Genomic DNA, 14,377 nt, shown 5'->3' with positions numbered 1-14,377 from the left:
AAATTTCTAAAACCTTACTTCAAATATCTTTTTAATTAGTTACTCCATATATCTCATCAATCTTCCTTGACTTGTCCTTTTGTTTTATCAGAATCCTTTTGCTTATCTGGCTGGCTTAGTGTTTCAGATTTGCTCATTTCTCTGCCAGCACTCCCTTTCCCATCTGCTTGCTTTGGTGTATCAGGCAATTTAGCTTCAATTTTGCTACGATCTTTACTCATTCCCTGCTTGATGTTATGTATCATATTTTGGGTTCTATCATCAAGGCCAACAGTTGACAGCATAGCTTGTGATGCGCTCCTAGAAATATGACTAACACTTTGAGCAACTCCATAACCAGAGCTGAACAACGCCTGCGCCATAGTTTCTGATATAGAAACAAAAGCTTCCATTGCACTAGCAATGATGAGATATATAAATGCCTGGATTAGATCTATAGGTAATGCTGCAAAGTGCCCACCAGCCCTTTCTCCAGTACTGAGCGCAACATCAACACTAGTACCAGGACTATACCCAAGAGGTAATATTGATTTCATAAGACACAGATCATACGATAAAAAATTTACACTAATTAAGCATTGATAGCATGCAGAAAAATTTGTGAGGTTGTATAGAACTGAATACATTAACTGGTTTAAAAGAGACAAGGATGAAAATAAAATGACTGGTTGCAATGAAACATGAGCCAGCGTTTTTATCCAATTATCAAATAATGTTTTAGTTTGTTGAAATAGAATAAATACGATAAATAAAGGTGCCAATGACAATAAAAATGCCACTAAAACAGTAGATATTACATACTTAAACGTAGCACTAATAATGCATCTTAAAAACACAAAAGTAGCATAAAGTATTGCCAAAAATGCAATAAAGCCAAAAGGTCCTGATAGCATTAAAGACAAAAATTTCAGCCATGTTTCTCCTGTAAATAATACTCCCGCTGTTAAATCTAAGAATGCAAATTTTTTACCTCCTTCTCCTATATAGCCAGAAAAACTATCAACTAAATAAATGCTACCATCAACAAAAAGCCCAGACAAAGTTGTACCAAAGAATTCCCAACTTCTATCACTAAAAGCAAAAGCTATAAATGCTATTTTGAATATTCTTATAATAAAATCGAATTTACTTAATTGTATTGTTCCAAGCATATAGCCAACAACAGTAAATATAACGTATAGAATAAGCAAAGCTCTTATTCCTTGTAGAAGCCCCTTTCTATATCCTTCATATGGAATTTTAATTCCGTCTTCACCCCCGTCTGTTATGAAATCAAAAATCTTGTTTACAGTTGATGAAATAAAATCGTTTATTTTTCTTTTTAAAAATAAATTTACTGTGTATTTGTTATCTTCATAATATTTGCCTTCTTTGTCCGTAATATCATCTTTCTTTACGTTTTCTACATTAATACCAAAGTATATCTTTTTAGACTCTTTATCCTTTAAATGACTTCCATCTATTATGTAATAGTCTACATTATCCTCTGTTATTTTATCTAATTTCTTTACTTTTTTGAAATTATTAGTCTTTCGAGCAGATGGATCTTCTGGCGGGCTATCACCCAAGTACATATACAGTTTTTCACCACTATCGAAGTTACATGATCTAGTCACTGCAACATGATATCCACCTCTATGAAGAAAGTAATTGCCATTGCTTGCTATAGCAAGCATCACACTACTACCAGGTATTATATCTTTTTCATCTATTTTATAATCATGATTTAATTTCAAAGAAAAATGTTCAAAATTATCACCAATTTGTGAACACACACTATCTCCCTCCGCGCCTTTCTCATTTGGAAGACATTGAGTACCTTGAGCAGTATCCTGATCATCAAGATCACCAATTTTTGCAACAAGAGCTTCAGCCCAGGAAGTATCTTCTTCAGTGTTTAATGTAAAATCAATGTTAACCTGATTGAGATCCCCTTTGTTTTTCTTACTCTCCTCAAGCTTATCTTCAAGTCCTTTAAGGTGAGAATACATGTCACATTTATTGCCTTTATCGTACTTCTTATACCTGACAGAAGAAACGCAATTTTGTTTTCCTTCTGCACCCACCCCAAAACTCCATAAACCCTCTTTATTGTAGCATACGTTCTGATAGTAACAATTAAGCTCATAAGAACTGTACTTGTTCACCTCATTTAAATTACACCTTTTCCCATTACATAATTTATCCAGTCCTATTTTAGTTCGTCGTAAATCTAATAATGCACCATTTATCCATGAATTTTGAATATAATCCTTATTAAAATGTACCTTATTATCGTATGGAGTGTAGCTATTACCAACTAACACTTTTCTTTTTTCCATGTTTTCTTTGCTAAGTGACGGAAATTCTACTTTAGTCCTTTTACCACTTTCTCCACAAAAGAACTCTCCTCCGTTTAGCATGTCTTTTATTGTAGCTTTGTCTTTTTCATCCCCTTCTTCAGTTCTATAGCAATTATCATCAAAACTGATACCTTTTCCTTGTGGATTGTCATAATCAATCGTTATCTCTCTGGGAATTAAGCTAAAGCTTAACTTATCACCAGGATTTACTTTAATTCCAGTATCTACATAACGTCTATTGCTATAGAATTCATTATTTCCAAAGCCTATATCCCCACATATTTCTCGTTCATCAAGACTAGCATTATCAATTAACTTATTACTGTAATTTGGTATTAAATCATTAGCACAAAATACAGCGGGCACAAGTACTCTCTTTGGATTTTTCCCTTCTTTAAGAGGACAAAAATTTACTGACCCACCAAGAGTAAATTTGATTTTCTCATCCTTGCTAATTACTTGACCAGAATCAACCCAATGAATTTTAACTCCTTCGCCAGCTTCACGAACTGGAACATCTATACTGACACTAGTATTTCTGCTCTGCAACCCAGGTTCAACACAATCCATTGTGCAGCCAGTAATTACAAGACATAGTATCAATAATAATGATTTTCTGCTCATCATTGATTTCCTGTGTTTGTCGGTATTTTAGGTGCTGATCTTTGAGCTGATTGTGGTATTTGAGGTCTTCGACTTGGTGTACCAGATTGCTGACCTGCTCTTCTTTGGATACTTTGTTCATCTAAACCTACTGTTCCCATTAAGCTTTGCTGATATTGCCTTCCTGGTTCGCTTGCTACATAAACACCAAACAACGAATCAGATATTGTTGAAGATGCCTCAACTAAAGCTTTCATGGCATGTCCCAAAATCACAAAAGCCATCATAGCGGTAATATTAGGTACATGTTTGGAAGCATAACCGTAAAAAATACAAGGATTAAAAATCCTTAAGTTAAGATTAAGTATACATGTAGGGCAGACCTCAAAATTAAAGACCGAATACACAATATAATCCATAACCTGGCTTATTAATGATATAAAAATTAAAAGCACTACCGGATGAATTGCAAATCTTGCTAAATTTTTGACCCAATTGTGAAACATCTGTCTAGTATATCCAAATAGAAGGCAAATAATAAAAAGAGGCGCCAAGGAAAGCAATAATGCAACTATTGCTATAGATGTGATAAAAGAAAATAAGGCGTTAAACATCGATAAGCTCACTGTTATCAAACCCCAAATCACCAAGCAAAACGATACAATACCCAAAGGACCAGAGAATATAAGAGATACTATTAGTAACACTGAGTGTGCTGATAAAAACCTATTGAGCGGTAAATCAAGAAATTCAAAAACATTTGATGTTGTACCTCTGAAATTTGCTATTTCTATTAACTGTTTTGGAGCATTAACAAAAATAGAAAATGCATTGTTATAAAAAAAACTCCAACTGTTATCGTTCAGCAATTGGGTAATAACTCCTATCTTTACACATATAATTAAAAATTCATATGTAGAAGCATGAGACAATCCAAAAAAGTAATAAAGGGTATATAAAGTTATATATAACACTAATAACGACACTATTGTGGATCTGATAGTCTTTGTTCTATCTGACGCTACAAAACTTTGATAAATAGACTTTACGGGACTAGATTCAGAGTGATTCCATTCTGAATTTTTATAACTGGAACCAAAAAATGCAATTTTTACTTTTTCATCAAAAAAATTATATATCGCACTAAAAGTTCTTACAGGTGGCTCTTTAGTTGTAAGGTTAATGCTAAACTGACCTTCATTTTTCTTATAATCACAGCCATGATCTCTTATTCCGTAATATATAGTGCCACTCTTGTCTTTTAGCTTTTCTTTTAATCTTTCCATATACTCAGTATTATGAACTTCACTGATATCCACAGGTATATCCCCCAGAATTTCACCAGGATTGTGCTCAGGAAACTTATCAGAAACATGTATATATAAGTTTTTTGCTAGACTATGGCTCTTTGTGACCCTTATATTATATCCCCCTTTACCAGCATTCTTTTCTTTAGCATTTTTAAGTGTAAATACTAACTCTGTACCCTTATCATAGTTTTCTTTGATCTTATGATCAAAGTTAGTTCGTATACCATCACTCCTTACATATTTAAAACTTTCCTTTCCTCCTATCGACACCTTTAATGATGGAATGTAAGTCTTTATCCTCTTCATTTTCTTTTTTCTTATATCATCCACAGCTCCCTTGGTATTTTTTTCTGTATTTACTTTATCCTTTTCACCATCTGAACTATCGCTGTGTCCTTTAGCTATGTTGCTATCATCTAACACTCCCATTATACCATCTACAGCCTTCTTGATAGCTTCTTCCTTACTTACTTTTCCAACAGCTAGTTCGTTGGCAAGATTTTTAGCTACATTACGTTTATTGCCATCTATAGTATTAGATTCAATTTGCACACAATCTTGACTGGGATAATAACATGTATTCTCACACGCAAGATTTAAAAGGTACGTATCTATCTCAACTTTCTGACTGCTTGAAAGCCTCCTGCAGTCTATATTTTCTCCTTGTTTTATAGAATTAATGATATTTTCAATCTCCTTTTCATCTTGATCAGATTTTACAAAACTTGGATTCCAGTATTCTTTTCCATTCAACCATTTTGCGTTACCTATGATATATTTATTAGGGCATATTTCACCTTGACAATTCTCTTGATTTAAAACATGTGCAAAATACTCCGTCTCTCCTTCACCGCAACTCTCGTCAATTTTTTTATAGGTGACCGTGCCATTATCGTTTCTACACATTTTACTTCCAACAACACTAAAGCTTATAGCATCGCCAGCTTTAAGCGCAAACGGTAATGTAACGTTTCTTACTCCAGGTTCAATTACAAAATCTTTATATTGCGAACAAAAATTAACCTTATCAGGTATTATATTAATCTCTGTTACTTTTATTTTATTCGAAATATAGACTCCAGAATCAACCCATTTCTGCTCTGTTGACACTATATCCAATTTCTCACGCAAGCCTGATGAATCTTCTGGCTTAATACACCCGCACCCAGATAATAAAAAGAGTATCACAAAACTTATGCATAGCTTAACCAAGTTTTGGTTGCTCAAATGTTCAAACATCTGTTACTCACCTGCGCTCACTCTCCACCTGGTTTTATAGATTCACTAGAGGAAGATCCCGATCCCTTATTATCATCTCCACCTCCTCCAATAGCTCCTCTTGCCTTATTTACAGCCGCAGCAGCAACTTGACCAGCACCTCCAGCAGCAGCTTTGGCAGCAGATAAAGCTTTATTCACCATTTGTGCAGGAGTGCTACCTGAACCAAGTGCTGCCCTGTGATTACCAGCAAGCTCAGCAGCCATGCCGGGAAGAACGTTTAAAAAGTGGTAAAAGAGGAATAATACTAAACACAATTTTAATAATTCTCCGATTAGAGAGCTGCCAAACTCCATGTATGTAAAGTCGAATAGACCAAGTATGCTGCTCTTTTTAAAGCTATAATTTTGCATCATACATGCGAGAGTAGTTTCATTTTTATCACATTCCCCATCTTTCAATTTAAACCACTGTTTTTTCTTACTATATGAGATTTCTGCTTGTTTCTTTTCATATGACTTGTCTGGTTGTTCATTTTTATATGACTCGTCCAGTTTAAAATTTAAATTTTTAAAATAGATTTTATCACATGCTATGAACATAAAGGATAAAAACGCAAAAAGGATAACTGGGTATAAACTGTAGGTAATTAACTCTTTTAGCCAACCATCAAAATATCCCTTAGTATGTTGAAATAAAACCATAGGAATGAATAAAGGCGATAAGATGATAATTACACTAAGCGCAACTAAAGATAAGATAAATACATAGCACATCCACAAAATAACCATCATCAGCAAAATGGCCATAAATATACAGACAAGAGCTACTAAAATTTGTCCACCAGCGAAAATAATACCAATCACCGAACCTGCAACTAACAAGACAGGAGCAGCGCCAAGCAAAACCGCTAACGTTGCAACACCTCCAGTACCAATTTTGCCACCAATTCCATCTAAAGGTGCTCCTAAATAAAATAAAATTCTGCAATCAAGCCTATCCCAAGGTGCAAGATAACTGTAAGATACCCTCTTTCCTGCGCGATCGTATTCATAATCTTTACCTGCCTCATAATTACATATATTTTTACTCTCAGATGAAGCTTTAAGCACTATTTCTGATAAGCCGTTCGAAAGTTTTGTTAATTCCCCGTAATAATGAGACATAGTGCTACCTGTCGTAAAGTAAATCACTAAAGCGAATTTAATGATCAATATATACATTTCTTGTGGACTACGCATTCCACCAGACATGGCTTTTATAGAGAACAGTATTAAAGCCAAAACCAGGACAGCAGTTACGGTGTTTTTTAGCTTTTTCTGTGCCACAGACAAGAAACTGCCTTTGTTATTCCTATCCTTGTCTTTCAGTAGCTCACCACTTGAATCGATACCTGCCACTAAATTGTCTAACGATTCCTTAATGCATTGCACTATCATGGAAGTTATGGGAATAGGAGCTAATGATTTACTTCCTGCCTGATTGTAGCAGGCTTGTGAAACGTAATCTTGAAAACAACTCTTATTGTCATAACCTACAAAAGTTTTTCCTTCCTTTTCCTTGTCTTTTATCAGAGTTTTGTAATCTTTATCTTTATCGTCGTTAGGATCAACTCTATCTTCACCCTTACCATCTTTATTTTTGAATTTCATCACAGATTTTTCACACATAGGAGCAAGTGGGTCAGGTGGCAATTCCGTGCACCCCATATCAACCCCTTGCGGCCAAGGAGTCATTTCGATACCAAGCATTCTCACACTTGCTAACTCCACACATAATCTGCCCATTTTTTTCACTGCTTTAAATGTTGATCCATGTATGGGTTCGCTCTGTCCTGCTTTGAGAACTTTACATTTCAGCTCACCATCGACCGTCGGGGACCATGACCCATCTACATATCCAGTATCTTTTTCCCTTACATCAAAGTCTATGTATCCAGGTTTTTCTCTGGAATCAAAGTCTTTCTTGTTAAAAAGATTACCAAAAGTTAAAGGATTTCGATGACATATTTCTATATATTCACTGTATTGCACACCGTTTTTTGGCCAGTAATAACTTTCTGTACTCTCCTGAACGTTAGAATTTAAGGCTTCTTTTTCTACTCTTTTCCCGTCATAGTCTTTTTTGTTCACGTTTTCCCGAGCTTTATCTTGCAAACAAGAAAAATATTCATCTTCTGTTTGGTAATTTTTATTGGTGCAGCCATTATAACCTGTGTCTTCTTTAAAATTTTTGTATGTTCCATCATGACCACGTGCAACTGGGTGTTTAACAAAACTATGTTCACAAACAACAAGCCCCCCTATTGCTTTCCAGACTCCAACAATTGCAGCTATCATTCCAACGATAACAAGAGCAGTAAATAAACCAGCAGAAGAGACAATCAAAACAATACCAGTAAATATTGCACCAATAGCAATTGCTATCCCAGCAACTGCTGCAGCTGTTTTAAACGCCTTACAGTCAGGATTAGAGGCACGGCTAAAGCTACCAGTAGAATTAAATCTGCTAACAAATTCCGTTTTGTCAGTACCACTTACTGTATCTGCAAACACTGGATACGAGAGCAAAAAATCTATATTTAACAAAAATATCGCAACTAACAGTAATGACAGTTTAGTTTTAAACATTTTTCACCTTTTGATAAAACACAGGCAACCACATCTTTGGATCATCTCCGACTTCTTTCAGTATATCATATAACAATAGAACACTTTCCGCACGTCCAGATAACACGTTGACCACATCATCCAAATCTTTCAGATCTATTCTAGCTACTACAGCATTAACTCCCTGCTTTACTAAAAAGAATCTAGTACTTGGATCTGTGTGTTTGATCAGTATGTACTCACGTTCAGTTAACATAAAAACATCTCGATAGACACTAGTAGCTTTCAGATTTGGCAAAAAAATTTGTGTTGCTGTCTGCTGTACAAGCGTATCACTAATAGCACTTTTACTTGCATCTTCAACACTCTGAGTAGCAAAAACTACAAAAGCATTTAACTTTCTCAGCACTTTCAACCAGTCTTTTATCTTAGGTGCAAAAACTAGATTATCTATTAACGCCCATGCTTCATCAAGAACAATAATAGATGGAGTGCCATCAAGCGATATACTAATCCTATGAAACAAATAAATCAAGACCGGCCCAAGAGCAACAGGATCTTTTAGCAAGCTAGCCATTTCAAAGCCAAACACTCTTGCTTTTGAAAAATCTAGCAAATCTTCTTTATTGTCAAATATTGCAGCATGAGAGCCATCATCATGCCACATAGATATTGCTCCAGCTAGAGTATCAGGGCCCGCAAGTCCCAAAAATGGTACAAGATTTCTCAAAAATCTGTCTTCTTTTTTTAATTTAAAATTTCCCTCAATTGCATCATTAATTCTAGCAATATCTTCTGAAGTGAATTTATCGTTGTACACTAAAATTAAAGATTTTATCCATTCCATCAAAAATGTTTTATTATCAGGAGTATCGTCAAGTTGCAGAGGATTAAAATTTGTCTTAGTTCTTGGTTCTATTATAGTATAGATACCACCAAGTGCTCTTAAAAAAATTTCTGCACCGCGATCTTTATCAAAAAAGAATATTCTTGGAGAAAATTTCATTGCTTGACCACATAAAAAATTCATTAAAACAGTTTTGCCAGCACCTGTTGGCCCAATTATCATAGTATGTCCAACATCCCTTATATGAAAGTTGAAGAAAAATGGAGTGCCAGATGTTGTATCAAAAACTGTAACAGCATCTCCCCAGTGGTTATTGAATTTTTTACCAGTAGGATAATTATGTTGAGATGCAAAACCGGCCAAATTAAGACTACTTATTGTACCTTTTCTTACTATATAATCAAAATTACCAGGAATTTGCGCCCAAAATGCTGGTTCTAGATTAACCCTCTCACGAACAGGATAAACACCACAATTAGAAAGCTCCGATTCAACCAATGATAAAGCATTGTCCAATGATTTAGGGCTTTTTTCTATACATAAGATAGTTAAATGGTGTTCACCAAACGCAATTTTACCACTCATTGCATCATCAAGCGCATGAGAAATTTCTGCTATTTGAGAAATAGCTTTATCTGCAGATTGTATCATACGATTTTGCTGTATCTGCATTTTCGCAATTGCCATTTGCCTATTTGTAAATTGAAAAGACTGCGTGATAATAAATTCATAAGGAAGTTGTAAAAAAGAATCAAGCATTCCTGCGGAAGTATTATTTCCATATTCTTTGATACTAACTATTCCAGCATATTTACTTTCATTATGAGTCACAACCTGTATCATCTTATGGCCAAAAAATAACCTATGAACTGGTAAGTATCTTGATATTTCAGTTTTTAGTGGAAAAAGCGTATTTGTAACAAAGCCACAATTTACAATTCTAGACAGAAACTCCATTATTTCACAAAACAGTCCGTTTGGAGTTTCTTTTACTCCAAGGACTTTAGGCGAATAATTCCTAAGGCTTGTTACTATACGATTTGTCGTTTCCTCTAAATCTTCATAGGTATCACGCATATCACTTTCCCAAGCATGTTTTGAAGTTACATGCCCAAATTTTTTCAGTAGATGTGATAAAAATTCTACTCCCTTTGTATCTGCCCTACGAATAATCGTAATGTATAAATCATTAATAAAAGATTGCCTAGTTGCGTGTTTTTCTCTCCATTTTAGATTTACATGGTTAGCAAAAAAATTTGGTAAACTCTGGTTTGCAAATTCATCAGAAAAGATATTCTTCTTACGCCTGATGGTATGAAAGTACAAACTAAATGCTGGAGATGAAATGCTTCTTAGCATCTGATTTCTGATATTATTTTGTATCACCAAGTCTTCATCATCGGCCGTTTCAAACGCAAAGCCATTTAATTTTATAAATTTAACTAACCAATTCTGCTTTGTTATCAAGGTTGTACTATTCCAATAGCAAGAATAAGGTATAAATTCGGCAGCGTGAACCTCTCTACTTAGAATAGATTTATTCTTTGATTGAATAGCTCTAAATCTCAACATTGCATAACATCAAGTAATGTCATAAGAATTGGCTCCATGATAAAACCGATTTAAACATTTGGAACATTTTCCCAACTTTACCATAAATAACTCAATAAACAACGGTTCCTTTGCAGAAGCTATATAGCCAAGTCCATGTATACCTGGTAACATCAGGAGAATTACTCTAAGATCATTTGTATTAATGAAAATTAGCATGCAAATTAGAACGTTTAATATTGCAAACATATAACTCACACCAAAGAGCATTGCAGGTCTTGTAAGACCTTTAAATAATTGATTCGTTTGTATGCTGCCAGTAGACATATCTTTAACCTTCTAATAAGAGCTCTAACACTAATACTACATCATTAATTAAAAATCTATTGAAATGAATAGCACTTTAGGTAAGATAATTAATTTAAATTCAATGATTATAAGCTGGCCATTTCAAGAAGCAGAAAAAATACTACAAGAATTCCCTAATAAAAAAGAGATAATATTTGAGACTGGTTATGGTCCCTCGGGTTTACCACATATTGGTACTTTTGGGGAAGTGTTTCGTACCACAGTTATTGCAAACGCTCTAAAAAAAATAGCTCCTAGTATAAAAACCAAAATCATTGCAGTTTCCGACGATATGGATGGTTTGCGAAAAATACCAGATAATGTACCAAATCAGGAAATGCTAAGAGAGAATCTGAATAAGCCATTAACCATGATACCTGACCCATTTGGCACTCATGAGAGTTATGGTCATCACATGAATTCGTTGTTGTGTAAATTTCTTGATTTGTTTGGATTTGAATACGAATTTAGGAGTGCAACAGAGTGTTATAAATCTGGCGTTTACGATGAAAAACTTTTACTCCTGCTGAAAAATTATGATAAAGTGATGGACGTAATGCTTCCATCATTTCGGGAAGAAAGGCAGCAGACTTACAGTCCATTCTTGCCGATATGCCCAAAAACTTCCCAAGTTTTACAAGTTCCAGTAATTGAAACAAATACAGATAAAGGAACAATCACATATGAAGACCCAAACGGGGAAAAAATAGAAGTTCCAGTGACAAAAGGAAAATGTAAACTGCAATGGAAACCTGATTGGGGGATGAGGTGGGCTGCATTCGGAGTTAATTACGAAGCTCATGGAAAGGATTTGACTCCATCTGCTGTGCTTTCAAGTCAAATATGTAAAATACTTGGAGAAAAGCCACCGCTTTTGTTTTGCTATGAGTTATTTCTTGATAAAGAAGGAAAGAAGATATCAAAATCAAAAGGAAATGGTATTTCAATTGAGGAGTGGCTAACTTATGCACCCACAGAGAGTTTAGCGTTATACATCTTTCAGAGTCCTAAAAAAGCTAAACGTTTATATTTTGATGTGATACCAAAATCAACTGATGAATATTTAGAGTTTGCTAAGCGTTACAATGAGAGTGAAGAAAAGGATGTAAATAGCCCTGTATGGCACATCCACCAGGGTAAAGTTCCAAACGTAGAAACTTCAGGCATAAATTTTTCGTTACTTTTAAACCTGGCAGCAGCTTGTAATGCTGAAAATAAAGAGATTCTTTGGGGTTTTATATCAACTTATGCACCAAACGTTACACCAGAAAGCAACAAAATGCTAGATAGGCTTTCGGATTTTGCAGTTAGGTATTATCACGACTTTATCAAGCCAACAAAAGCGTATAAAGCTTCAAACGAAAAAGAGAAAGAAGCGTTACTAGATTTAAAGAACAACCTACATTCCCTGCCTATTACAGCCACTGCTGAAGAGATTCAATCTCAGGTTTTCTCCATCGGAAAAAAACATAATTACAATAACTTACGCGATTGGTTTCAGTTGCTATATGAAACACTGCTTGGCCAAAAAACCGGTCCTAGAATGGGATCTTTTATAAAGCTTTATGGGATAGATAATACAATCTCTCTTATAGAAAGTGCTACTGAACGTACACTTTAGAGTTTACCTTCTTCCATTTGAGCTCTCTAGTTTTATTACTTGACAAACCTTCCCACTTTCCCTTATTATATCAATAAGAGTATTTATCCTTGTTTTTGGGCTCAATGACAAAATTCAGATGTTTATTGGCAAATTACATAAAATTATAGCAGCTTTTTTTATTTTTTCTACATTCAGCCAAATCGCGCTTGTTAGCACATTATCAATTTACATTATTAAAACTCGCTATACGGGGATTCTTTTGTCTTTTTTTATTTAGTAAATTTCTTAATATTTACAACTAAAGTAATTTTAGAGAGCCAGCGCGTGACCAACCTGGTCAGTTTTCTGAATCCCAGTACTGGAATAACAAGAAAGAGGGCGCTGGGATGACACCATTTGCTGTCTTCAAAATGAATGTTAATACACCTAGGATGTTTAAACCTTAATTCTGTTTTGGTGTTAAGCAAGGTATCTAGATACCTTGCTAAATAAAAAATTGGAAAAAAAGGAAGAAGAGACTTCTTCCTTAAATAACGCAAAAACTTTTTGCCTTATTTATAAAACCTTTTACTGATGCCAGTAAGCGTGTTCCAGGATTTTCTAGACTACAATCAGGCTTACTATCCTCCACTGCACTATGCTTTGATATTGCTTTTGCAATAGCCTCCTTTAACTCATCACAAGGCTTCAACACTTCATATATAATGCCACCAGCAACAAGTCCTGTGAGTACAGCAGCAGCCACAGCTATCCCAGCCATAGCACCTACTGATAATGACACACCAATAAAATATGCAGAAGTAACTACTATAGCAGCTACAATAGATGTAATAATAAATATACCAACATCCAAGATTATTGCTATCATAATTGCTTTTTCAGTAAGTTCTTTATCTAGAGTTTTGTTATCACGATTATCTAATAAAGGATCAGCACCTTTGTCTAATAGAGCTATTACTATCTTGTGATGATATTCCCAAGCAGCAATGTACAAAGGAGTGTGTCCACATTTATTTGGAAGATTAATACTACTAAGGTTCTTATCTAATATAGCCTTTACTATCTCAATTTTGCCTTTCTCAGCAGCAAGATATAAAGGAGTTCTTTCACTTTTATCTCGCAAATTAACATCTATACCTTGTGCTGCTAATAGAGCGTTTACTATATTTTCGTTACCTTTTTCAATAGCCAAATGTAAAGGAGTTTTTTTATCGTTATCTTGCAAATTAACATCTATACCTTTTACTTTTAATAGAGCTTTTACTATTTTTTCATTACCTTTTTCAATAGCCAAATGTAAAGGAGTTTTTTTATCGTTATCTTGCAAATTAACATATATACCTTGTGCTGCTAATAGAGCGTTTACTATATTTTCGTTACCTTTTTCAATAGCCAAATGTAAAGGAGTTTTTTTATCGTTATCTTGCAAATTAACATATATACCTTTTACTTCTAATAGAGCTTTTACTATATTTTCGTTACCTTCTTTAATAGCCAAATGTAAAGGAGTTGCTTGAGATCGATTTTTCAAATTAACATCTATACCTTGTGCTGCTAATAGAGCTTTTACTATATTTTCGTTACCTTTTTCAATAGCCAAATGTAAAGAAGTTTCTTGAGATTGATTTTGCAAATTAACATCTATACCTTGTGCTGCTAATAGAGCGTTTACTACATTTTTTTGATTATCTAGAGATCCTATATGTAATAATATTAATTCTTCTTTGCCATAATAATAATTATTATTACTAAATTTATAATTTATATCAAAATTTTCCCTTCCCCATTCTTCATAAGTAGATAAGCCTCTTTCTTTTATTTGCCCTTTTATTTTTTCAACTATGTTATTACCATTCAAATCATTTGCACGATTTACTATACTTAATATCTGTTGCAACAATTCTAAATACATATCAAACTCTCCTATAAAAATAATAATATACTTT

General features: G+C 34.2%; 7 protein-coding genes. 1 reads left to right on the top strand and 6 read right to left on the bottom strand.

Going from position 1 to position 14,377, the window contains the following annotated elements:
* Positions 1 to 56: 56 nt before the first annotated feature.
* Genes ABWU45_RS02135 through ABWU45_RS02115 form a run of 5 tightly spaced genes read right to left on the bottom strand, consistent with a single transcriptional unit; the run spans position 57 to position 10,807 of the window.
* Positions 57 to 2,969, bottom strand: a complete 2,913-nt coding sequence (locus ABWU45_RS02135) for a type IV secretion system protein (RefSeq protein ID WP_353278817.1) — start codon at positions 2,967 to 2,969, stop codon at positions 57 to 59.
* Positions 2,966 to 5,494 (bottom strand): type IV secretion system protein, encoded by a 2,529-nt coding sequence (locus ABWU45_RS02130; RefSeq protein ID WP_353278815.1) that lies wholly within the window; start codon positions 5,492 to 5,494, stop codon positions 2,966 to 2,968. Before ABWU45_RS02130 ends, ABWU45_RS02135 begins: the two co-directional genes overlap by 4 nt.
* A gap of 17 nt (positions 5,495 to 5,511) precedes the next feature.
* Complete coding sequence (locus tag ABWU45_RS02125; RefSeq protein WP_353278814.1) at positions 5,512 to 8,103, bottom strand: type IV secretion system protein; 2,592 nt, start codon at positions 8,101 to 8,103, stop codon at positions 5,512 to 5,514.
* Positions 8,096 to 10,501: a VirB4 family type IV secretion/conjugal transfer ATPase gene (locus ABWU45_RS02120; protein ID WP_353278812.1), complete on the bottom strand. Its 2,406-nt coding sequence runs from the start codon at positions 10,499 to 10,501 to the stop codon at positions 8,096 to 8,098. The genes ABWU45_RS02125 and ABWU45_RS02120 overlap by 8 nt, the downstream gene beginning before the upstream one ends.
* Before the next feature lie 9 nt (positions 10,502 to 10,510).
* On the bottom strand, positions 10,511 to 10,807 hold the full coding sequence (locus ABWU45_RS02115; RefSeq protein ID WP_006015054.1) for a type IV secretion system protein VirB3: 297 nt from the start codon (positions 10,805 to 10,807) through the stop codon (positions 10,511 to 10,513).
* Between the two features lie 64 nt (positions 10,808 to 10,871).
* Here ABWU45_RS02115 and ABWU45_RS02110 point away from each other — a divergent pair, with 64 nt between their 5' ends.
* On the top strand, positions 10,872 to 12,449 hold the full coding sequence (locus ABWU45_RS02110; protein ID WP_353278811.1) for a lysine--tRNA ligase: 1,578 nt from the start codon (positions 10,872 to 10,874) through the stop codon (positions 12,447 to 12,449).
* Positions 12,450 to 12,957: 508 nt separating this feature from the next.
* Here the strand turns inward: ABWU45_RS02110 and ABWU45_RS02105 are convergent.
* Entirely contained in the window at positions 12,958 to 14,343 is a 1,386-nt protein-coding gene (locus tag ABWU45_RS02105) for an ankyrin repeat domain-containing protein (RefSeq protein ID WP_353278810.1), read from the bottom strand.
* Positions 14,344 to 14,377: the final 34 nt, after the last annotated feature.

This window comes from Wolbachia endosymbiont (group B) of Longitarsus flavicornis, assembly GCF_964028135.1.
GTDB lineage: Bacteria > Pseudomonadota > Alphaproteobacteria > Rickettsiales > Anaplasmataceae > Wolbachia.
This window is presented reverse-complemented; position numbering and strand designations above follow the sequence as displayed.